This window comes from Pelagibacterium sp. H642 (assembly GCF_031202855.1).
Taxonomy (GTDB): domain Bacteria; phylum Pseudomonadota; class Alphaproteobacteria; order Rhizobiales; family Devosiaceae; genus Pelagibacterium.
Map to the genome: position 1 here is coordinate 286,526 of NZ_CP101830.1, position 22,057 is coordinate 308,582.

The 22,057-nt window shown below is 57.6% G+C and carries 22 protein-coding genes; 18 read left to right on the top strand and 4 right to left on the bottom strand.

Annotated features, from left to right (window positions below):
* The 9 genes from NO934_RS19555 to NO934_RS19595 all read left to right on the top strand — a co-directional run bounded on the left by NO934_RS19555 (position 1) and on the right by NO934_RS19595 (position 10,568).
* On the top strand, positions 1 to 780 hold the full coding sequence (locus NO934_RS19555; RefSeq protein WP_309163847.1) for a DeoR/GlpR family DNA-binding transcription regulator: 780 nt from the start codon (positions 1 to 3) through the stop codon (positions 778 to 780).
* Positions 780 to 2,294 (top strand): alkaline phosphatase family protein, encoded by a 1,515-nt coding sequence (locus NO934_RS19560; protein ID WP_309164402.1) that lies wholly within the window; start codon positions 780 to 782, stop codon positions 2,292 to 2,294. The genes NO934_RS19555 and NO934_RS19560 overlap by 1 nt, the downstream gene beginning before the upstream one ends.
* Positions 2,291 to 3,163 (top strand): metallophosphoesterase family protein, encoded by an 873-nt coding sequence (locus tag NO934_RS19565; protein WP_309163848.1) that lies wholly within the window; start codon positions 2,291 to 2,293, stop codon positions 3,161 to 3,163. The genes NO934_RS19560 and NO934_RS19565 overlap by 4 nt, the downstream gene beginning before the upstream one ends.
* Positions 3,164 to 3,310: 147 nt before the next feature.
* Positions 3,311 to 4,861: an ABC transporter substrate-binding protein gene (locus NO934_RS19570; protein ID WP_309163849.1), complete on the top strand. Its 1,551-nt coding sequence runs from the start codon at positions 3,311 to 3,313 to the stop codon at positions 4,859 to 4,861.
* A 121-nt stretch (positions 4,862 to 4,982) separates the two neighbouring features.
* Positions 4,983 to 6,770, top strand: coding sequence for an ABC transporter ATP-binding protein (locus NO934_RS19575; RefSeq protein WP_309163850.1), 1,788 nt, complete (start codon positions 4,983 to 4,985; stop codon positions 6,768 to 6,770).
* On the top strand, positions 6,767 to 7,705 hold the full coding sequence (locus NO934_RS19580) for an ABC transporter permease (protein ID WP_309163852.1): 939 nt from the start codon (positions 6,767 to 6,769) through the stop codon (positions 7,703 to 7,705). Before NO934_RS19575 ends, NO934_RS19580 begins: the two co-directional genes overlap by 4 nt.
* Positions 7,702 to 8,574, top strand: a complete 873-nt coding sequence (locus tag NO934_RS19585) for an ABC transporter permease (RefSeq protein WP_309163853.1) — start codon at positions 7,702 to 7,704, stop codon at positions 8,572 to 8,574. The genes NO934_RS19580 and NO934_RS19585 overlap by 4 nt, the downstream gene beginning before the upstream one ends.
* Before the next feature lie 167 nt (positions 8,575 to 8,741).
* The gene (locus NO934_RS19590) at positions 8,742 to 9,707 is read left to right on the top strand and encodes a M20/M25/M40 family metallo-hydrolase (protein WP_309163855.1); all 966 of its coding nucleotides are present in this window, start codon (positions 8,742 to 8,744) and stop codon (positions 9,705 to 9,707) included.
* A 138-nt stretch (positions 9,708 to 9,845) separates the two neighbouring features.
* On the top strand, positions 9,846 to 10,568 hold the full coding sequence (locus NO934_RS19595) for an autoinducer binding domain-containing protein (protein ID WP_309163856.1): 723 nt from the start codon (positions 9,846 to 9,848) through the stop codon (positions 10,566 to 10,568).
* A 201-nt stretch (positions 10,569 to 10,769) separates the two neighbouring features.
* On the opposite strand, the gene NO934_RS19600 is transcribed toward NO934_RS19595, so the two are convergent.
* Positions 10,770 to 11,147 (bottom strand): transcriptional repressor TraM, encoded by a 378-nt coding sequence (locus NO934_RS19600; RefSeq protein ID WP_309163857.1) that lies wholly within the window; start codon positions 11,145 to 11,147, stop codon positions 10,770 to 10,772.
* Between the two features lie 426 nt (positions 11,148 to 11,573).
* On the opposite strand from NO934_RS19600, the gene NO934_RS19605 reads away from it, so the two are divergent.
* The 4 genes from NO934_RS19605 (at position 11,574) to NO934_RS19620 (ending at position 15,378) form a co-directional block, all read left to right on the top strand.
* Entirely contained in the window at positions 11,574 to 12,341 is a 768-nt protein-coding gene (locus NO934_RS19605) for a LuxR family transcriptional regulator (protein WP_309163859.1), read from the top strand.
* A 69-nt stretch (positions 12,342 to 12,410) separates the two neighbouring features.
* Entirely contained in the window at positions 12,411 to 13,076 is a 666-nt protein-coding gene (locus NO934_RS19610) for an acyl-homoserine-lactone synthase (protein ID WP_309163861.1), read from the top strand.
* 189 nt (positions 13,077 to 13,265) lie between these two features.
* Positions 13,266 to 13,997: a response regulator transcription factor gene (locus NO934_RS19615; RefSeq protein WP_309163862.1), complete on the top strand. Its 732-nt coding sequence runs from the start codon at positions 13,266 to 13,268 to the stop codon at positions 13,995 to 13,997.
* A 7-nt stretch (positions 13,998 to 14,004) separates the two neighbouring features.
* Complete coding sequence (locus tag NO934_RS19620) at positions 14,005 to 15,378, top strand: amidohydrolase family protein (protein ID WP_309163863.1); 1,374 nt, start codon at positions 14,005 to 14,007, stop codon at positions 15,376 to 15,378.
* Here NO934_RS19620 and NO934_RS19625 read toward each other — a convergent pair.
* The 3 genes from NO934_RS19625 to NO934_RS19635 form a co-directional block, all read right to left on the bottom strand.
* A complete protein-coding gene (locus tag NO934_RS19625) occupies positions 15,329 to 16,711 on the bottom strand; it encodes an MmgE/PrpD family protein (RefSeq protein ID WP_309163865.1) in 1,383 nt (460 codons plus the stop codon). The two genes, NO934_RS19620 and NO934_RS19625, sit on opposite strands and share 50 nt — an antisense overlap.
* Positions 16,708 to 17,775 (bottom strand): ornithine cyclodeaminase, encoded by a 1,068-nt coding sequence (locus NO934_RS19630; protein WP_309163867.1) that lies wholly within the window; start codon positions 17,773 to 17,775, stop codon positions 16,708 to 16,710. The genes NO934_RS19625 and NO934_RS19630 overlap by 4 nt, the downstream gene beginning before the upstream one ends.
* A gap of 554 nt (positions 17,776 to 18,329) precedes the next feature.
* On the bottom strand, positions 18,330 to 18,698 hold the full coding sequence (locus NO934_RS19635) for a response regulator (RefSeq protein WP_309163869.1): 369 nt from the start codon (positions 18,696 to 18,698) through the stop codon (positions 18,330 to 18,332).
* A 191-nt stretch (positions 18,699 to 18,889) separates the two neighbouring features.
* Here NO934_RS19635 and NO934_RS19640 point away from each other — a divergent pair, with 191 nt between their 5' ends.
* The 5 genes from NO934_RS19640 (at position 18,890) to NO934_RS19660 (ending at position 21,603) form a co-directional block, all read left to right on the top strand.
* Positions 18,890 to 19,618, top strand: coding sequence for a Crp/Fnr family transcriptional regulator (locus NO934_RS19640; protein ID WP_375143324.1), 729 nt, complete (start codon positions 18,890 to 18,892; stop codon positions 19,616 to 19,618).
* A 477-nt stretch (positions 19,619 to 20,095) separates the two neighbouring features.
* Positions 20,096 to 20,305 (top strand): cold-shock protein, encoded by a 210-nt coding sequence (locus NO934_RS19645; protein ID WP_309163871.1) that lies wholly within the window; start codon positions 20,096 to 20,098, stop codon positions 20,303 to 20,305.
* A 317-nt stretch (positions 20,306 to 20,622) separates the two neighbouring features.
* Positions 20,623 to 20,781, top strand: coding sequence for a hypothetical protein (locus NO934_RS19650; protein ID WP_309163872.1), 159 nt, complete (start codon positions 20,623 to 20,625; stop codon positions 20,779 to 20,781).
* A gap of 280 nt (positions 20,782 to 21,061) precedes the next feature.
* Positions 21,062 to 21,379, top strand: coding sequence for a hypothetical protein (locus NO934_RS19655; RefSeq protein WP_309163873.1), 318 nt, complete (start codon positions 21,062 to 21,064; stop codon positions 21,377 to 21,379).
* Positions 21,380 to 21,393: 14 nt separating this feature from the next.
* Entirely contained in the window at positions 21,394 to 21,603 is a 210-nt protein-coding gene (locus tag NO934_RS19660; RefSeq protein WP_309163875.1) for a cold shock domain-containing protein, read from the top strand.
* The last annotated feature ends 454 nt before the right edge of the window (positions 21,604 to 22,057 follow it).

The following is a 22,057-nucleotide window of genomic DNA, read 5'->3' on the forward strand; positions in this document are numbered from 1 at the left end:
ATGCGGCAACAAGCCATTGTCGAAATGATCACCGAGGGTGCGGGGGCAGCGATCAGTACCATCGCCGCCACATGCGATGTCTCTGAAGAGACGGTGCGCCGCGATCTGTTGCAGCTTGAAAAAGACGGCGTAATCAGGCGGGTCTATGGCGGTGCAATTCCGGCCGATCGGAAAGCTCCCATCGCTGAACGCCTGGCGAGTGGCCATCGTGAAAAAGAGGCGATTGCCAGGCTGGTTAGCAAAATCGTCACCGCCGACCAGTGGGTATTTATCACCGGGGGCAGCACAACGATCGCCATTGCGCAGCAGCTTCGGAACGGGCCGCCTCTAAAGGTGATGACAAACATGCACGCCATTGCTGAGGCGTTGCAAGGCGGCGAGCACAAGGTGATCCTGACGGGTGGTGAATACGTTGCTTCGAGCGGCTGCATGGCCGGGGCCGAGGTCATTGCTGCAATCGCCCAGTGCACGTTCGATCTTTCCATCGTCGGCATCTATGGCTTTGATCCAGACCATGGTCTGGTTGAACTCGACAGATATCACCAGGATCTGAAGCGGACCTTGATCGAGCACAGCCGAGAGACGGTCTTTGTTGGTGACAACACCAAGTTTGGTGCTCTTGGCCGGTATTGCAGTGTGCCGCTTTCCAAAATCAAAACCATTGTCAGTGATCGGCGGCCAATGGGCAGAGTTGCTGATGTTCTCGAACATGCTGGCGTCAGCATTCTCACCCCGGACGAGCGGGGTGGTCCAGTGCATCTGAAAGAGGTTCGTTCGTGATGGCGGACACCCGGGCAAGACATGTGATCATATTCGGTATCGACGGTCTCCGGCCCGATATGGTGCGCAACGCAACCATGCCCAACCTGTCCGCACTCAAACGCCGCGGGGCATGGTCACAAGATCATAGAACAGTGTTTCCGAGCGAAACGCGGGGCGCTCTGACGGCGCTGGCGACTGGGTCCGCCCCGGCCACAAACGGGGTGCTGGGAAATCAGTTCTATCCACGGTCCGATACTCTGCGACAGGTGTTTACCAATACAATCGAGGATTGGCATGCGGCAGATCGAACGCTTGAAGGGGGGATGGTAACTGCGGTCGGGCTCTCCGAGGTTTTGGCCAGAAACGGGCGATCTTTCGCCGTTGTAACCTCGAGCGGGCAGGGGTCGCTTTCGGCCCTAAACTGGCATGGAGAGGTTTACGGCCAGACCGGATTTAACGTTCGGCATCCTCAAATTGGTTTTCCCCACCGCCTTGCTGCAGACATCCACCGTCTGCATGGGGTGCCACCCTGCGGATTTGAGAAAGGGAACGAGAAAAAGGTGGTCGAGATTGCGACCACCTCAGTCTGGGCCCAAGCGCGCCCCGACGTGATGGTATTGTGGCTGACTGAAGTCGACAGCGCTTCGCACAGGTTCGGCCTTGGCTCGGCCGAGCACCTTGAAGCGCTCGAACGCAGTGACGCCGCTTTGGGCCAGTTGGTGGATTGGCGCGACACTCTAAAAGAGCGTGACGATGTCGTGATCCTTGTCACCTCCGATCATGGCCACGTGACGGCATCAGAGTTGGTCTGCCTCACAGAAATCCTCAAAGGAGCGGGCTTTTCTGCGGCGGATTCTTTCGAGAGTGACGCAGACATTCTTGTTCGACCAGGACGTGCGATTGGGTTTTGGCTTCGGCACCAAGATCCGGTGCTACTGCAAGCAATTCAAGCCTTCATCAGCGAGCAATCATGGTATGGCGGCTCATTTTCGCCAGCCCCTGATCAGGACGCTCACTTAGGAACGGTCGAAGGAACGCTGGCTCTTCATCTGATCGGCGCAGATCATGATCGTGCTCCTGACTTGTTTCTCAATCTCAAGGGAGCAGACGATGTCAACCAGTTTGGGGTGGTCGGTAGCGCTGCCTATGATCCTGGTAACTACCAGACCTTTGTAGGTGCCGGCACGCACGGAGGACTGCATCGACGAGAGCTCGCCGCAGTACTCCTTGGAGATGGCAGCGCCCTTGGAAGCGGCGCGATCGCGAGCCGAACCAATATCACCGACATCGCCCCTACCGTTCTGGCCCTACTGAACCTCCCAGCCCCTTCATCGATGTCTGGGAGGGTTCTCACCGAGCTTCTTGGTGGTGAATGCTCCTCAAAAGAACCCCACCTGGCTTCGCTAGAACTCCGCTCGGAAGGAGCGATACAAACGGTCTTGCGCCTAACGAGAGCCTATGATCGGCACTATTGCGACGAGGGGTGGGCAGAATGCGCCAAGGCCGAGACAGGCAAGGATAAGGCGGCATGAGCACACAAAACGCGCCCATCCACGAAATCACAATCACCGCGCGGTCGCCCTTGGCCGTGGAGACTTCCGGGACTTTGGGCGAGGCAGCTGACGATACTGCGGCGGCCCAACGCATCTATGCGGTAGGTGATCTGCACGGTCACCTGGATCTACTGAAGGCCATGCTCAGGGCCATCCGGGCCGACATTGACCAGCATTCCGACATGCCGTGCACACTGGTTTTTCTCGGCGATTATATCGATCGCGGCCCCAACTCGCGCGGGATTCTTGACCTGCTCAGCGCCGGCTTGTCGATGGACAGGTGCGCGACGGTCTTTTTGCGGGGCAATCATGAACAGTGGCTGGAGGATTTTGTCAGAGGCGAGCCGGTCCTGAGTGATTGGGCGCCCAAGGGGGGTCTACAGACGCTTGGGTCCTACGGCCTTTCACCGGAACTGATCCTGAAAGGCTGCTTTGACAAAACGCTCGAGAGCGAGATCCGTGAGCAGTTCCTTTCCGTACTTCCGCAGGCACATCGACAATTTATCCTTGATCTTGGGTTCTTCTATTCGACGAGCCAATATTTTTTCGCCCATGCGGGCGTCGATCCCGACAAGGGGCTTGAAGACCAACGATCCGAGGATCTGACGTGGATCCGGTATAAATTCCTGCGATCTCAAAAGGACTTCGGAAAGGTGGTGGTGCATGGGCACACGCCCGCCAAGGCAATCGAGAGCCTGCCGAACCGGATCAATGTCGATACGGGCGTCGACATGTATGGCCGGCTAAGTTGCGTTATTCTCGAAGCAGGGCGCCGCTACGGGCTCGAGGTATTTAGAGAGCGGTCCATTCAGGCGCACGCTCCTGTGACCGAACGGAGGGCGCCATGAATGGCAGCTAGCCCAGCCGGTGGTTGAACAGCACCACGCGGCTTACTGACTTCAGGGTTAAAGAGCCCGCGGAACACTCAAGTAAAAGCGTCTCCCTTAATCCACTTGTCTGGAAACGATATGTCACGTCTAAAATTTGGGCGGGCCATGCCCGCATTGATTTCGATCGTTAAGCACGCGGCGGCCGCGCTGGTGGCGATTTCCGTCTTGGCTGGTGCAACGCACGCGCAAGATCATCGGCCGAGTCTGACCGTAGCGGTGCAGCAACTCCCTGGCTCGCTCGATCCGGCCATGATGTCAGAAACAGCTGCGTTCCGCACGTTGCCGAGTATCTATGACTTTATTATCGGGACGAACTACAACGAACAGTTTGCCCCCATTCCTGGTCTCGCCACGGCGTGGCGTATGATTGATGACCGGACCCTCGAACTCGATCTGCGTGGCGATGTTGTCATGCATGACGGCGATGCGATGACCGCAGAAGACGTGGCATTCTCTTTCGGGCCGGAAAGGCTCAGTGCGGAGAGTTCACCGGCCTACGCCACCAGTCGTCCCTATTTGGGAACGCTCGAAAGGGTCGATGTCGTCGACCAGGATACTGTTCGGTTCATCTCGCATGAGCCTGATCCGGTTTTCGTTCAAAGGCTTTCGGGTTGGATGTCGCAGGTCATAAGCAAGGATGCGTTCCTCGAGGCCGACGATTTTGCGGCCTGGCAAATGTCGCCGGTTTCCACCGGTCCTTACAAGGTTGCCAGTTGGAGACCGCGAGAGGAGCTGGTGCTCGAAGCGCATGATCAATACTGGGGCGGCACGCCTCCGTTCAGTTCGATACGGTTTGTCGAAGTTCCCGAGCAGTCGGCGCGCATCGCCGGTCTTGCGGCCCATGACTATGACGTGATCACAGATATTGACCCCGATCAAATACCGCTTGTCGAGCAGTATGCCGACCTAGATGTCGTTGGCGGTGACACGATCATGACAAGGTCGATCCGGTTCGGTCTGCACGATCGGTGGCTGGCAGATCCTCGGATCCGGCTGGCGCTGTCTTTGGCGATTGATCGTGAGGCGATCGTTCAAGGACTGTGGTCGGGGCGCGTCGCCGTCGCGCCAGGGTTCCAGTTCCCATTTTACAATGAGCTTTTTATCTCCGAGCACCAAGCGCCTGGTTATGATCCGGCGCGGGCGCGCGAGCTCATGGAAGAGGCCGGCTATGACGGCACACCAATCCGCTATTACGTTCTCGAGCATTGGTATCCGGTGGAGCTCCCAACATCTGAGGTGATCGCGGCCATGTGGGAAGCGGTTGGTTTCAACATCGACATGCAGGTGCAGGCGAACTGGGACACCATTTTGGTTGATAACCCCGACTTCATACACAACGGGGCGACGCTCATGAACATCGCCGATCCGCTGGGGGGTGTCTGGCGAATCTATGGCAAGGGAAGCAGCGTTGACCGCCGAAATCAGTGGAGAAACGAAGAATTCAACAGTCTCGGTTTGATCCTGCAGACATCGATGGACGAAGCGGCGCGCCGTGATGCCTTCGAAAGAATGCTCGAGATTGTCGATTGGGAGGATATTCCCGGGACTGAGTTGCATATGAGCGGAGCATTCTTCGGCATTCGCTCGTCCTTGTCCTGGACCCCGTCGCCAGCACCTTATCTCGATTTCGGCCCAACGGGCATGGCATCGCAATAAGATGGGCGGCACATTGAAATCCCCGCCTCACCATGCCATCAGATCGCGCGGCAGCGCGCGATCTGAACGCCCACTGCTTGAGCTCACAGACTTCTCGATTGGATTTTGGTCGGGAGCTCAAATGATAAAGGCGGTGGAGCAAATAACGCTGTCGATCCGACGCGGCGAGACCATCGCGTTCGTCGGCGAAAGCGGCAGTGGCAAGACCGCCACCTGCATGGGCATCGCGCGTTTGATTGAGGGCGCCCACACGGTCTCGGGGTCGGTTGTGTTCGGGGGCATCGAACTCACAACGGCACCCGATCGCGACCTCGATGCCATCCGCGGCCGGCGGATCGGCGTGATTTTTCAGGATGCGATCGGAAGTCTTGATCCCCTCCGTACCGTCGGCTCTCACTTTGCAGCGGTGATCAAGCGCCATACAGCCAAGCGCGGCGACTTGGTCACCCAGAGGGCCATGGCTATTCTTTCTGAGGTTGGACTTTCCGACGCCGATATTCTCAAGAAGTACCCCCATGAGCTTTCAGGGGGAATGGCACAGCGCGTGGCGATTGCCCTCGCCCTCGTTGGCGATCCCGAGCTGATCATTGCCGATGAACCCACTACCGCGCTCGATGCGGCAAACAAGGCTTTGATTCTCTCTCTCCTCCAGCGTTTGGCAATACAGCGTCAGGCTGCGCTCATCCTTGTCACACATGACCTTTTGGCTGCGGCCAAGACTTGCGAACGCGTGGCGGTTTTCTATGCCGGCCAACTGGTCGAAACAACAGAGCTGGACCCAGAGTTTTCGCGTTTGGTTCACCCCTATAGCCGCGCGCTTCTCGATAGCGTTCCCCGGTTGTCGGGTGACCCCACACCACGGCCAATTCCAGGGGAAATGCCGTCCTTTGCGGATCGAGACAGCTTCTGCCGTTTCCGCGCTCGTTGCCCAGCGTTCATCCAGCGATGCAGTACGGTGCACTTACGCGCCGATGTTCTTCCAGTGGCAAGCGCGCTCTGTTTGTACCCGCTGCGGGACGAGCCCTCCTGGGCGCGTCCGACAGTCAGCTCGACACACGCGCGCGTTGGCGGCCAAAGGGCGCCGGCCGTCGAACTGGTGAAGGTGGGCAAGATTTATGCCCGCCGGTCACTAAACCCATTCCACACTATGCAACGCCGAGCTCTGGCATCGATCGACTTGGCTGTCGGAAAGGGCGAATGCGTGGCCTTGATCGGAGAAAGCGGCAGCGGAAAATCGACGATTGGCCGGATTGTCTTGGGTCTTGAGCGCCCCTCCGAAGGTGAGGTCCGCCACCATTTCTCGGGGGCGTTCGGGGATGTGAGCAGGCGGGCAAGGCGCGCTCAGATCATATTCCAAGATGCCCGTTCCTCACTCGATCCTCGTCTGACCAGCTTAGATCAGATCACCGAGCCGATGCGCGTCAACGCGATTGGGACAGCCCCAGAGCGTCGCTCTCGCGCTCTCGAGATGCTGGACTTGGTGAGGCTTCCGAGCTCGGTCGCGCGTGCTTTGCCTCGGGAACTGAGCGGCGGGCAGCTCCAGCGTGTCGCGATAGCTCGGGCTCTCGTACTCAACCCCGGTTTGCTGGTGTGCGACGAGCCGACCTCTGCGCTCGATGTTTCCGTCCAGGCGCAAATCATAGGTTTGTTGCTCAGGCTGAAGCATGAACTTGAGCTTTCGGTTCTGTTTATCACCCATGACATAGCGGCAGCTCGGCCTCTGGCCGATCGAATAGCGGTTCTTAGGAATGGGAGCCTGGTGGAAATCTCGGCGACCGAGCACCTCCTCAATTGCCCGCAACACACCTATACGCGAGACCTGATCGCTCTGAGCGGATTTGGAGAAACCGCAAGAGGCGGCGTCGAAACTCCCATTGAAGCAGGTTTCCGCGAGGAGGTTGTCGCATGACCAGCTTTCTCCTTGTCAAACTAATCAGGACCGGTCTGACGGTTCTGCTCGCCCTTTGCTTTACGTTCTTCCTTATGCGAATGGCCGGCGATCCTGCACTGGCGTTTCTCGGCGTCGATGCGCCACCTGAGGCACTCGCTCTTTTTAGGGAAAAGCATGGGCTCGATCAGCCTGTTCTGGTGCAGTTCGGCTATTACCTGAGCAATCTCGCTCAGGGCGATTTCGGGACCTCCTTGCGGGATGGCCGCTCGGTGACAACGGTTGTCTTTGAGGTTGTGCCGCGAACGATCCAACTCATGGCGCTTGGCTTTGCGGTATCGATGCTGATCGGCCTACCCGCTGGCATGATAGCCGCGATCAAGCGCGACCAATGGGTTGACCGGCTTGTCATGGCTGGATCCGTGATCGGGTTCAGCCTGCCCAATTTCTTGCTTGGATTGCTTCTTTTGCTGGTTTTCACGCTCTGGCTCCGCGTTCTTCCCTCGGGAGGTGCGAGTGGCCCGGCGAGTCTGGTCATGCCCACAATAACCTTGGCGACAGCGTTTATTGGGATCGTGGCAAGGTATACCCGCTCCTCGATGCTCGCGGTTCTCGATCGACCTTTTCTGCGCGCGGCGCGCGCACGGGGGCTATCGGGAGCAGAGGTCATCTTAAAGCATGCGCTCCCCAACGCAGCCATACCGATCGTGACGGTCTCGGGCCTGATTTTTGGCAGTCTGCTCGGTGGCGCCTCAGTTGCTGAAACAGTGTTTTCTTGGCCAGGCATGGGGCGCCTGCTTGTGTCGTCGGTTCTGGCTAAGGATTTTCCGGTCATCCAATTCATCGTGATCATTTTGGCCTTGGCGATGATCGCCACGAACTTGCTCGTCGATATCATGTACGGCGTACTCGACCCCAGAATCGGGAGCCAGGTGCGGGAAGGAAGCCGAGCATGATTGCCTTCTCACGGGTCACGCCGCTCCTAAAAATTACAAAGCTGCCGCGCCTGAAAGGCATCATCTGGCTGTGCATCTCCTGGTTGGTTCTCATTGTGGCTGCTGGCCTTTTCGGACCTGAACTTTTGGCAACAGATCCCGATGCTGTTGATCTGGCCTCCAGGCTCCAGGCGCCACTTGCCTTCGGGGGCAGTCCCGATCACTGGCTGGGAACCGACCACCTTGGACGGGATATTTTTGTGCGCATCTGCCACGCCATTCGGATCAGCCTGCTTTTGGCATTATTTGGTACGCTGATTGGCGCTGTGCTGGGCATTTCGGCAGGCTTTGTCGCGGCTCGATTTGGCGGGATCGTGGACGAGGCGATCTCGATGCTTGTGGATTTTCAGGCCTCGATGCCATTCCTGATTTTCGCGATAGCCACGGTGGCCGTGCTTGGCTCCGACATGAGCGTGCTGCTGATCTTGGTATCGATCTTCGGTTGGGAGCGATACGCCAGGCTGGCGCGTGGTTTGGCACTTTCCCATCTCAACAACGGGTACATCGTTGCTGCTCGCACCTATGGCGCGCGGTGGCCGACGATTTTTGGCCGCCATATCCTTCTCAACATTGTGCCCATCATCGCCGTCAACATCACGCTCACATTCCCGGAGATCCTTATGCTCGAAACGACCTTGAGTTTTCTCGGACTGGGCGTCCAGCCTCCCCATGCAAGCCTTGGATCGATGATGAACCAGGGCAGGGATCACCTTTTCACCGCCTGGTGGCTCACGATCGTTCCGGGAATGGTAATGTTCCTCACCACGCTTTCGATCAGCATGCTGGGGGACGCTCTTGGCGGCCGAGTGTCGATGGGCCACAAGCGATGAGCTTGCGCGCGCGTCTTTGGGAGACCAAACCTAGCCGTCCACTCGAGCCTTGGAGTCCGGACCAGCTGAACGCTGGTCTAGCGGTGACCAGTCCACACCACCGACGATCTTTATCGCTCTTGTGTGACCTTTTGAGAGTCGGGAGCCCCTCCGGCCGAGAAGGCCGGATGGCTCAACTCATCACCAAGAAGATCTGCGAGATGGGCCTGCGCCCCGAAAAAGACCTAGCAGGCAATATCGTTGTAAGGATCGCGGGGGAAGACCCCAATGCGCAGCCTTGGGTGCTTGCCGCCCATATGGACGAAATCGGACTTGTCGTGACCCATGTCGAAGCGGATGGGCGTCTGGGGGTATCCCGCTCGGGTGGGCTGGAGCCTTACAAGGTTGGGGAGCGGGCAGTCGAGATCTTGGGCGATCAGGCGAGCATTGTCGGGATCATTTCGTTTGGCAGCGGCCATGCACTTGGCACGGAAGGCGGTAGCGACTGGGAGGCGGCACGGGTATTTACCGGCTTGTCTAGCGCGGCGCTGTCAGCCGCGGGGGTAAGGGCCGGCTCACCGGCGGTTCCCACGTTAGCTGGACGAGGGCCGTGGGTCATTGGCAATCCCGATGATCCCTGGGTGGGCGCATGGTCGCTTGACAACCGTGCTGGAGTTGCGGTGCTCCTTGAGGTGCTTTGCACCCTCCATGAAAAGGCTATACGTCCGCGCGCGCCTTTGATCATTGCCTTCACTGTACACGAAGAAGGCGGAGGCCATGGCGCCAAGTCTTTGGCTCTCCAGGAGCGACCGCAAGCCTTTATCGCCGTGGACGGTTGCCCATGGTGGCCTGGATGTGGTTTTGAGGTGAACGATCAGCCGGTGATTTGGGCGAGGGACCGTTTGGCCCAATACGACCATGCCATCTCCATGATGCTGATCGCGGCGGCGGAGGGCGCGACCTGCGGGTGGCAAACAGCGGTGGTCCCGCACGCTTACACAGACGCGAGCGCCGCCTACAGCGTTGGCGCTGCACCAGCTGTGGGGATAATTGGACATTCGCGTTTCAACAGCCACGGGACCGAGATCTCAAAAGTCAACGCATTTGATAATATCGAGAGAACGTTGATAGAGCTGATCCAGGCTTATGTTTGATACCGATGGGTAGAAATCTCCGCTGGGCTTGTAGATTGGCGATATCGACAGCCGGTGCTGCCGGTGAGCTCACCTATAGCTCATCAATACAAATTCGGTACAATAGGCCGTCGGCGAGAAACCAAGGGGGTTCGAACCGTGCCAGCGGTGCATGCACTGGATAGGGGACTAGAAACACTCATCGACGAAATGGAGACGCTGCGTGATCGGACCGGCGTCCGCCAGGCACTTGAGCGGTTCGCCAAATCATCGGGGTTCGATCGGTTCGCGTTCGTCTGCGCTGGCGGCCCTGAGATTACGGGCCTGTCGAACTATGACCAGCAGTGGCAACTTCGCTACCTTGAGCGCAACCTGAACAGCTTCGATCCGGTTGTGCGGCGAGCCCGACAGGTCTTGCACCCTTTCGCCTGGAGCCGGCACGAGCAACGGTTTAGGGACCTCAGCTTCAAGGCGTTTTTCGATGAAGCCGCGGATTTTGGCATTCGGTCGGGAATTTCCATGCCGATTCCGGCAAGCTACGGGCGGTTCGCCATGCTCACACTGGCCAGCGGGGAAGCGGAGGCCTGGCGGCATGTCGCGGTCGAAAACCCCATACGAGCCGCAGCGGCAGTCGCCTGCGTTCACCTCAATCTGGGACGATTGTTTCGAAACGACCGGCACGATCCCAAGCCGATCTTGTCAGGCCGCCAGTCGACATGCCTCACCTGGTCGTCATATGGCAAGACAACGCCCGAGATCGCGGCGCTCTTGGGCATCAGGGAAAACACCGTCAGGTTCTATCTCGTCGAGGCCCGAGATCGGTTGGGAGCTGCAAATATCACTCACGCCGTGCGGATCGCCGTAGAGCGGGGCCTGATCTAATCACCCCGCTGGATGTCTTTCGCAGGCGCTTTGTGAGCACCCTGCGCCTGCTGAACATTGGTCACTTTCGTCCGCATCATCGCCACTGACCAAAAATTTGTATGGAGTGTTCGGTCACTGAATGAAAACTCGCGCTTTGGCATCGATCCGTGCGAGATCTCTTGGCTTCGCGCGTGCCGGACGATGGGGATAGCACATTGGTTACTGTCTTTCCCGGTTCGCATCAGGAATATATCCAAGCTTTTCGGTCAGGGCGGCGACGACTGCGATCTGTGAGCGGTTCTCTAGTGATGTGCGATGAAAATTCTCGAGCAGGTTTGTCTTGCGCGGATCGTTATCTGCGCAGTCTTCCCAAGCGCGATAGGCATTTTCGCTCGCCTCTGTCAGCATGCGGTGCTTGCCGATGGCAGCGATTGTTGCCTCTTTGAGTTTTTCTCCCGATAGAGACCCCACGATTTGTGCCACAAATGGGGCGAGGACCCCGATCCGCCGAACAGCAATATCGTCATTTGAGACCATGTTACCAAACCGTTGATCTAAGGTTTGCGATTGAGTGCGCGGAAACCGGCTTTCGTTCAATTTGCCCTCACCGAAGGCGTTCTTTATGCCTCATTTGAGCACGTACCGCACTAGGGCATATATAGAACGGCACCATAGCGCAGGCCAGCCCGACAAAAGTCCTAGAAAATATAGCAATATTTCTCTTTTCCGTGCACAAGATAAACGCAAGAAATTCCCGGGTCCTCGGCCGCTTGAACTTGCATCTCGTAGTCGCGAGGGTACAATGCTGGCAGGCCCTGCATTCGTAGCAGGTTTCGCTACGCCCTGGTTACTGCGGTGGGCTCGCCTCTTGGGTGGGTGCAATCGGTCGGTGGCCACATAGCATGGTGCGGGCTGCTCAACAGAGAGCGTGATCAAACCTGACACAACGATGGGGAGCGGCGTTGTGGATTTCTTCTTTTGGCTGGGACACCCATACCGGGCGTTGCTGGGGCATGGCTTGTCATGAGCACGTCGGAACCTCACGACCTAACCGGTGACGCGACAATCTCATTTGAGGATATCGCGAAATCACCCACGGTTAGTGACGCCATTTTAGCAATTCAAGTCAGGTTTGGACTTTCTTTTGTGACGTACCATCTGGCTCGCACGGTGGCCGGCACTATGGATTCCCCCTTTGTCAGGACAACCTACCCGGACATGTGGGTTTCTCGATATGTGCTCAAAGGCTACATCGAGATCGATCCAATTATACGCGAGGGATTTAGCCGCAGGGTTCCCTTTGATTGGCGCGAATTGGAGTTTAATCCTGCGGCGCAATCCTTCCTTGCCGATGCCGAGGCTTACGGTATCAGCGGTCAAGGGTTCTCGATTCCGGTTTTCGACAAAGCGAGAAGGCGCGGACTTCTTTCGGTGAATGGCGCTATCGCCTGGCAGGAATGGGACGCATTGGTGAAGCGTCATCGCCAGGAGTGGATAGAACTGGCCCAGATCGTTCACCGCATTGCGATGGCGGAACGTTATGGCGAGCACGATCCGGTTCCAAGTCTCTCTCGTCGCGAGGTTGAATGTCTGCATTGGACGGCTCTGGGCAAAGACCAGCGCGATATCGCGGTCATCTTGGGACTGTCAGAACACACGGTTCGTGACTACACCAAATCAGCTCGCCTCAAACTCGGTTGCGCCACCCGATCGGCGGCCGTGACCAGAGCAGTCTATCTGGGCATCATCGACCCTTATTCAGATAAGACACCTGAGAGGGGGTCAATCTGAGGGATTTCGGAGCGGACAAGTTAAATCCAATGTTGCGCGCAGCACAAACAAATGCGCGGAACAACGACAATGATTGTTTCAGTACACTCCCACCAACACAATCAGTATTCGTTAGTCCTCTCACAGATGTTTATGGCCCGAAAGCGAATTTTCTGGGACATGTTGGGCTGGGACGTGACAGTCGAGGGGGAGTACGAACGTGATCAGTACGACGAAATGGGCCCGGTCTATCTCATCTGGTGCGATCGGGCTCTGACACGCCACTATGGCAGCATGAGGCTTATGCCAACCACTGGTCCGACGCTCCTTTACGATGTGTTTCGGCACACATTTCCCGATGCTGCGAATTTGTCGGCCCCGGGGATTTGGGAAGGCACCCGAATGTGCATCGACGAGGCTTCTTTGGCCGCCGACTATCCAGAGATTGCCCCGGGCCATGCGTTCAGCCTGCTTTTGGTGGCTCTGTGCGAATTCGGGCTCGAGAATGGAATTCACACGATGATTTCTAACTATGAACCTCAAATTCGACGGCTCTATACGCGGGCGGGGGCAACGGTTCACGAGTTGGGACGCGCCGATGGCTTTGGCCGACACCCGGTGTGCTGCGGCGCATTTGAAGTTTCTGCCAACGTCCTTTCCTCCATGCGTGCCCGTCTCGATCTCTCCGCGCCGCTTTACGAGCCATTGCGGAGAGAAAATACAGTCTCGTCCGCTCTATCTGGGCAGGCGGCCTAATCGTCGGTGTTGCCGGCGGAAATCAGATCGGCCGGGGCCCACGGCTCGGCATGTGGCGCGGAGCCCCCACTGATTTGAGGGGTTGGAGTGGGGGAGGGGACGTCGGTATGGCTACACAAATTCTGCAATGCCCGGATCTTGGCCTATGGTGCAAAGCGGTCGCTACGACCCCGCGGCAGGAACGAGCCCATGGCGTCGATCCTGATCGCATCCACAGACGCCGATTTTTACCTGCTGCTCTCCCACATACTGGTCGAGGCAGGGTTCACCGTTACCCTTGCCAGCAGTGTCGAGGAAGTGGCCTTTTTGAGCGTCGAGGCCAACCCGCTCGCTATTCTTCTCGATTGCCGATCGGGGGAAACCATGGCGATGGACGCATGTCTGCGCCTCAAGCAGGATGCCGCGACGGTGAGCCTGCCGGCCGTCGCTCTGATCGGTCCTGGCGCTGAGCACCAGCATCTAAATCTCATGAAGGCCGGTATCGACGATACCTTCGTTAGGCCCATGGCCCCACGCAAGCTCATCGATTTTCTGAACGGGCTGGCTGGGCCGGTCGCGGGAAAGCAAGATCCGCGCATCGGCGAAGGCCTACTTGCTCACGGCGACATCACCATCGATCTAAAAGCCCACAAGGTGGCGCGCGGGGGCCACGAGATCCATCTCGGACCGATTGAATTTCGGCTTTTGCGGCATCTGATCGAACATGCGGGCCAGATCTGTTCTCGCGATGCGCTTGTTGCGGCCGGATGGCAAAAAGGCAGGTTCGTCGATCGACGGACGGTCAATGTTCATATCGGACGCCTCCGCCGGGCCCTGGGACAAAGTGGCGGCGATGTCATTCGCACCGTGCGATCGGCTGGCTACCTGCTCGAGGGCGCGGGAGAAAGAGGTGCTCGCGGGCAGGATCGGCCGGCAGGATAAATCCGAGATGGATATTGTCATCAGCAATGCTGCGATCATTACCGGAGACGGCGAGACATTTTGGCCCCGCGGCCAGGTTGCGATTTCCTCAGATCGTATCGCCGCGATCGTTGAGGGGCATGACGAGGATCTTAACGCTCGCGGCACCCTCAGGATCGATGCCAAGGGGGCAATCGTTTTTCCCGGTATCATCAATGGTCACGCCCATGGCTGCGCCCATGGACCGGCCATGCCCAGCGGCTCCCCCGCGTTCCCGCAGGCCGATATAGACTACTTTCGAAACCGGCATCTGCTTGCGGGAACCACAACGCTCGTCAATGTTTGCGGACTTGCGCTGCCCGAAGAGATTGACGGGGGATCAGGCGCTTCTCATCCGCTTCAGGTCTATGTAACGAGCGCCCATACACCATCCGCGATCGCCGCCGCGGACGCGGTGGATGGCGCCGGGCTAAGCGGCCGGCACCGAGAAATGAATCTCGATCGGGCCATCGCCTTGGGCGCAATCGCCCTTGGGGAAGGTGGTGGCGGCCAGACACTTGGTGGCGGCGCTCAGGACTATGCCTTTCTGCCTCGAGCCATCCTACGCGACACCGGGGTATCGGTTGCACCACGCGACGCCAAGAGTCTCAAAGACGCGTTGCTGGGGCGCGCCCTGGACAGAGCTGATCGACCACCCGACAGCACTTTCGTGGCGCTGTGCAAAAAACTCGATCTCCTCCGTCACAGCACGGTCGACGCTGTCGCTGACATCATTAAAAATACAGTGATGAAATCGGTGGTTCCAGCGCGACGGGGCCTGGCCGAACTGGCGCAAGCTTCCTCGCGAACAGGGCTGCCCGCCATTTTACACACCGCAGCGCCCTCAGCAAAAACCGTGATCGACCTGGCGCGATCATTGCCAACCAGCCGTTTGATTGCTGCCCATTGCAACCATCCCTCTTGTACGCCTGAGCAGGCCGTTGCGACGGCGCGGAGCTTACGCGAGCTAGGGGTTACCATCGACGTCTCGACACTCGATTGCATAGTCACCCATTGGCGCAACACGGCCGAAAACCTTGACGCGCTGATCGGTGAGGGACTGGTTGATACGCTCTCGACCGATTTTGCCGGAGGCCACTGGGACGGGATTCTCGAAGCGGTGCACCGCATGATCGTCAAGGGACATTTATCGGCTCCTCAGGCCATTGCGCTTGCAACGGGGAACGTTGCCCGACTGTTTCCAGCTTTCCATGATCGTGGGCTTTTGAGCGTTGGCAAGCGCGCCGACATCACGATTGCCGATAGGCACAATCTGAGCCGTGTGCGCCATGTGATCATCGGCGGAAAACGCATTATCCAAGATGGGGCGAACGTTGCGACATCGTCATCGCTGATTCATTAGTGCCAAGAAAGGCAAGGAAATCGCCTTCTGGCTTCCCAAAGATCTCGAGAAATCGGTCGCACTGGGCATCGGGAATGCGTCCTTTGGCGATGGCGCGGAACTTTTCAGAGAGCTCAGATCGGCCCAGATGGGCCTGAGGGGCAGTCGTCGACGAGCCCAATGTCTCCCCTGACTCGAGGGTAACTTGCAACCGAGCGAGCGTTTGCCCCGGAAATCGCCGGTCAAGATCGGAGGATGATCTGAGGTGAGTTCGGGCAGCGAGTTCACAAATGGCTTGGTCTGCCAACAGCTCCTCAGAGATCGGGGACAATGCTCGCTGTCCGCGGAGAATCAAGGCTGCAAGGCAGAAGGGTAGACTGAACTGGACATCGACCAGATTGTCCGGCCGCGCTTTGTTGGCCAATTTCAGGGCCCAACCGAATGTCATCACATCGATGCGAGCAATCGTTTGCGGGTCGATGTTGGCCCCATGTGAGATCGCGTCCCACGCCGCTAGGGCAGGGTGGATATAGCGGCAGCAGGCATGCTGTTTGAAATAGGTATCTAAAATGAGGGCAGGTTCGCCTCCCCAGGAGAGGAGGGGCTCGGGATCGAAATGGGAGGCATGATCGAAAAGATCGAGAGGACCGGTATAACCCAGCCGCGACAAATCAACCGCCATCATCGCTTGTAAAGTACTCAGCGGAATGCCCTCTTTGGCCCAATTGCCGGTTTCTCTTGCATAGCCGGAACTGCCATTTGCCAATTGGTTGGGCGCCCAAACGCCAGCAATGGCTAAGGCATGCGCCAACTGCTCGGCCGAAAGCCGACCGAGGCGACCGCAAGCGGCCACAACGCCGAACCCGGCCCACCGGCCGGACTGGTGCGTTTGGGTTTTTTCGTGCCGCTGGGCCGATGCGGCACGGATCGCCACTTCGTACCCGATGGCGATCGCCGTCAGGATCTCCCGAGTTGATGTGCTCTGGGTAGCTGCCTTTGCGAGCACGGCGGGGATAATCGCCGAGCCGGGATGACCTCGGGCTAGCCGGTGACCATCATCGAAATCGAGACAAGATGCGGCGACCGAGTTGCACAATGCCGCACCAGGAGCACTCAGAGTTCGGGATGAAAACCAGATGGGGGCGCTGCCGCGTCCGAACGTCCCTAATGCAACGTTTTGCGCCGCCCTGCTTGGGACCGCATCAACTCCCGCCAGGGCTGCGGCCAAATTGTCGAGAACGCAGTCCTCGGTCTTGCTGACCAACTCCGAAGACATGACCTCTGACCGATAGCTCGATATCTGGTGGGAGAGCCGAAGCGCTATCGGCACTGCCGCTCCTGCAGTCCCGCTCATGACCCGTGCTCACTTAGCTCACGAGCTGGGCGTTGCGCTCGAAGAGCTTCGTAGAGGTAAGCGGCGACGTAAAGGTCGAGGCTTGGCAGCCCGACGCAGGTAATATGCACTGGCCGCTCTATTGGCACACTTCCCTCAACAAGGTCGGCGAGACCGGCTATGCCCAGAAGTGGCCCTTGGGTCTCAAGCGAGGTTCCGCGTGCGGAAAACAAAAGGGAGAGCGACTGGGAGTTTCGCTGACTGACCATTGCTACGTCGTCACAGACAAGGGTTCCATGACGCAGCATCTGTGTCAGATAACTGGCGGGAGTTTCATCACCACCCAGGTGCAAGACCACCGCCCTTGCATTTGGCTGATTTGCGGAAAAGACTGGACTTTTCGCATTTGAGGCGGTGACCACGAGGTCAGCCTCGGCCAACCTGGCGTTGTCGCCCACGGCCATGAGGGGCAAATCGGTATGCGCGAGAGAGCGGACAAAGGCTTGAGCTGTCCCTAGCGATTGCGTTTTCACCCATACGGCATCGATGGATTTGCCGTAATTGGCCCAGAGCGAGAGTGCAATGTTTCGTGCGACAGGGCCGCCGCCGAACATAAAAACCTTGATGGGGTCACGCTCGGCGAAGATGGCATCGGCAACGATGCTGCCATAGGTGCCGGTTCGCGCGGCCGACAGCCCGGTGCCCTCGAAAAGGCAGAGGGGCCGCATGGTGAACTTGTCGAGCAGAACGACGATCGAGGCCGATCGGGCCAGTCCGAAATGCCGATTGATTGCATTGGCGCCGACGATCTTGACGGCGGCATAGTCGGGACCGATTGCAGACAGTGCCGAGAGCTTCCATCCCAAACGCTCGGATCCAAACGCACCTCTGAGTTGCGAAAATTCATCCCTTTGCCACAAATCGGCTTCGCGCGGATGAAGGACGGACTTTTTACCGAAGGTTTTTCCCAGATGCAGATCGCGCCACATGCGCTTGGCAATGCCGTGAAGGACGACCGGATTCGGATCGAGTCCAGCGGCTTCGAGTTCTGTCCAGGACATGAACGGCGGCAGGTGCGGGGTCAACGGGGTCGGCATGGTGGGATCCTTCAGGCTCTCATGGGAGAAGGATGCGCCGCAATCGCCTTGGGAAGAAGCCAAACTTTGGCAAAATCGGAAGCGACGGATGCCCCATCATGCCGTCAAAGAAGGCAAAGCGGGTGCCGAGACGGCGCCCCCCGTTATCGCCCGACGATTGATCCTTAGAACGGCTAACCCTCCGCACTCATGGCTATGCCCTATGATGCTTTTGTTCCTGATGGCCTACCAAACGAACGCTGTCGGAATCTCTAGCAGCCTTCCAGAGGGGTCCAGACACAATGCAGTGGACCTCCTCTCTGATGTCGACGGGGTATGGGGTGCATAACAGCAGGCTTATTGGCCTCGATTGAAAGCTCGTTTCCATCGAACGGCCCCTCAAGATCAGAACGTCGGCTCGAGAGAAAGGCGGACGCGTTTACGACGGCGAGGGCCAATAAGACTGATCTCAGTGTTACCGCATCGATGCTCGTACCGAGCGCCTTAAGCCTTCGACGCGGGGCGAACCGCTCCGGCAGGGTTGGCGTCTGCTGCGTGCGGTCCTATCCTGTGTGAGCTAGGGCCCGTCCAATACTGATGCGGAGATCCGACGAGGAGAACGGTTTGGCCAAAACGGGCGCATCAATGCATTCGGGTGGTAAATCGGAAGCGACATAGCCCGTAAGAAATAGGATCGGAATTCCAATCTGCTTGCAAAACGTGGCTATCGCCATGCTGTTGGAAGCTCCCAACTTCACATCCAACAAGGCCAGGTCCGGCGTTCGGGCTTTCAGAAGTTCGAGTGCCGCCGATTCATTTTGGGCTGTTCCTTGTACGCTCCACCCAAGATCTTGAATTTCGGACACGATCATCATCGCAATAAGCGGATCGTCCTCGACAACGATGGCGGTTTGGGCCTTTGCTTGCTCCATCCGGTCCTGCCTTCGTAAGGTTGTTAGGCGACCATAATAGCGAAGAGATCGAAAGGCCTGATTTGGGTCAGCCAGCGTACACAGATCGTGCTTCCGCCAATTTTTGCGCATAGGATCGGTTATCGTTCGCAAATGATATGGGCGCGAACGGCTAGGAGTTTTGCACTCTTGCCCCAACCACGTGAGGGGCCATTGTGCTTCAGCAGCATTCGATCAGAAACAAGATACTTTCGACCATTTCTCCGGCCGATTTCAATCGCCTACGGGACTCGCTAGAGCTGGTTTCGCTCCAAAAAGGTTTCCACATCGCGCGAGTAGACAAGCCCTTGGATGGCGTTTTTTTCCCTGAGTCTGGCCTGGGGTCCATCATTGTGGTTTCTCCCGAAGGTCACCGTGCGGAGGCAGGGATATTCGGTCGTGACGCCTTTTCTCCGACCGCGGCGATGGTGGGCATCGACATCAGCGCTCATGACATCGTTGTCCAGGGGCAGGGCGAGGCATACCGGATGTCGCCGACCCGACTCCGGGAATGTCTTGTTCTGTGTTCGTCATTGCGCGAAGTTCTGGAGCGTTACGTGCACAATCTGGCTACGCAGATCTCGTTCACCGCTCTTTCAAATGCCGTTCATCTTGTCGATGAACGGCTCGCCCGGTGGTTGCTAATGTGCCATGATCGGTCCGATGGTGACGAAATGGTCCTCACTCACGAGTTCATAGCACTTATGCTTGCTGTGCGGCGGCCAAGCGTCACGACTTCCCTCCACGTCCTGGAAGGCAACGGCTTTATCCGCGCAGAGAGAGGTTACGTGACCATCCGGAACCGCGAGGCCCTTGAGGAATTCGCAGCCGATGCTTATGGCAAGCCCGAGGAAGAGTACCGTCGGCTGATGAGCGCTCCGACCCGGAAGGTGCATGGCTGACAAACTCCAATGACCAGCCCCTATCCTGGCATTGCCTTGCCCCAAGAGGATAGTTGGCGGGCTTCGCCAATCTTGCGACGAGCTTGCCGAGGTCCTTGTTGGACTCGGAGCTTGAACATCAGCCAATGATTAAGTGCATCGCGGGTCATGTCCGACCGGGGATCCTATTGATTTGCTTTGAAAGGCGCCTTTGGGTGCTGTTTGAAGGCACCGCGCGGTCTCTGTGACTTGGTTCCACTCGGCCGAAAATTCTCTATGAAGAAGCGAGTGATTCAGAAGATCTTTCACACGCTGTTGCTATTTGACGTGGGCGTACCCATATTGGGTGTACGTTTCCAGCCGTCTTCGGCTACCTGATCACCGGCATGGCCGGATTGCTTGGCTAACCCTCGATTCTTGCGAACGTGCCGACCCCGCGCTGTTGCGGGGCGGAAATCCGCTCGTGCATCGCTTCGAGCCAACCAAACAGGTATTCCCATGATTAATGGCACCGTCAAGTTCTTCAATTCCACCAAAGGCTTCGGCTTCATTTCGCCGGCCGATGGCTCCAAGGACGCATTCGTCCACATCTCCGCTGTCGAACAGGCCGGCCTGTCCGGTCTCGCCGAAGGTCAGAAGGTCTCCTACGATCTTCAGCAGGGTCGTGATGGCAAGTCGTCTGCGACCAATCTTCAGCTCGCCAACTAATGGAACGGGCCGCTCCAGTGCGGCCCTTCTCCTCGTTAGGAGTTAACATGACAAGCACACTCCGTGCAGTTGCTGAAAGTCGTTTTGCAGCTATCAAAGGCGGGAAGAAACCGCCATGAGTAGCGTTGAAACCGAGCTTCGCGAAACCCGAGAAAAAACCGCTCGCTTGAAAGCGCTCAGGCTTGCGGGCGAAGCGCAGGTCAACCTCGAGCATACGTCAAAGCTCAGGACGAGGCGAAAAGTATCCGCGGCTGTGGCGAGCTGAATATTTCTCCCAGGACTGAACAAGCCTTCGGACTTATTGAAAGGACAGTATCGTGAACTTCGATCTACTCTCCGCTTCCAAGATAATCGCTTATCCCAAGGGTATCGCTGAGCGGCCACCGACTTTTGATAAGCACGTTTATCCCCGCCTGGCGCGTGCACTCTCGACCATGTCGAAGAAGGAAAGAGCATTGATGAAGGTCATCCGATGACGCAGAAAGAAACTCTCGGCTACCTTCCTTTCAGTTTGTTTATATGGCTGGGGTTCATCTGTTCTATATCCGTCGTGGTCTATGCCGTAGGTGTAAATGGCGTTTGGTAACCTATGGGCCTAGGCCATCGAGATGGCAGGCAGATGAACGCTTGGGTCAGCCTCCCTGCATTGTTTTCAATTCGCGGGGCGCCTACATATAGGCTTGGCTTGAGTGTAGATTTGGCCCTGGGCTATCCAAGGTAAGCGTCTCCGCTGTCCGCTCTCGCCGGAGCACTTTCATGTTCAAATATGATGTGTCGGGATCGGTGAATTCGATCCGCGCCAAATCTGCCTTACGCCAGGCCGCGCTCACGGAGTGGCCAAACCTCTCGGAAATCGACCTCGATTTGCTTGAAAGAGAATTGGATCTGGTCGATGCGGTGCGCACCCAAACCGGCCGAACAACGGCCGAGGCCAAACAAGTGGTCAGAAACTGGATGGAACGCCACGGTCTTCCGCCTGTGGACGCGGAGCAACTGCATAACGGCAGTGCCCATGATTGGGAAAAGCAAGGGAAATCTATTCGTCCGCGCGGACCATCACTCTATCGGCGTTAAAAAGGAGGCGTCTGGTGGCCACTGGAACCGTCAAGTTTTACGATCAATCTCAAGGATATGGGACAATTGAGCCGAGCGATCATGGCCATGATGTTCATGTTCCTTGGGAAGCAATAGAGCGGGCGGGCTGGGCATTGCTCAACGTTGGTCAACGTTTGAGCTATGATGTGGCCCTTAATGCTACGGGTTGGCCTATTGCGGCCAACCTGAGCGTGATTCATTAGCCGGCAAACCTTTGCTTCCATCTCCGGCAGCGGATCAGACTTAGCTCTGTCACATTTGTTGATGATCGGCTTGCCTAGCGATCACTCGATGGCGGTCGCCGGTCAGCCTTTGGGCGACGCACGCGACGCGGGTGGTGCTCCTCGGCATCTGGCTCGGGGAAATCAATATAAGGATCTGGATCGTCGCGCGTCATTGTTAAAATCCGAGCAGTGGCCGTGCAGCTAGCACAAGGCTCGCAACGATTCCAAGACCACCGGCGATCAGAAGCAGACGCGCGAACAAAGTCATGCAGGAAAGGTGCTTCATGGAGCTGTTCGGCGCAATGGGGAAATAGCCCGGTTGCCTCTGACCTTGTAAACGGCGCATTCGAGAACCATGTACCCAAAAGACGCGCCGACCACGGCAGCCGTTTTGATTCTCCCAGACAGAATCGATTTTCACCAGTGCCTCGCC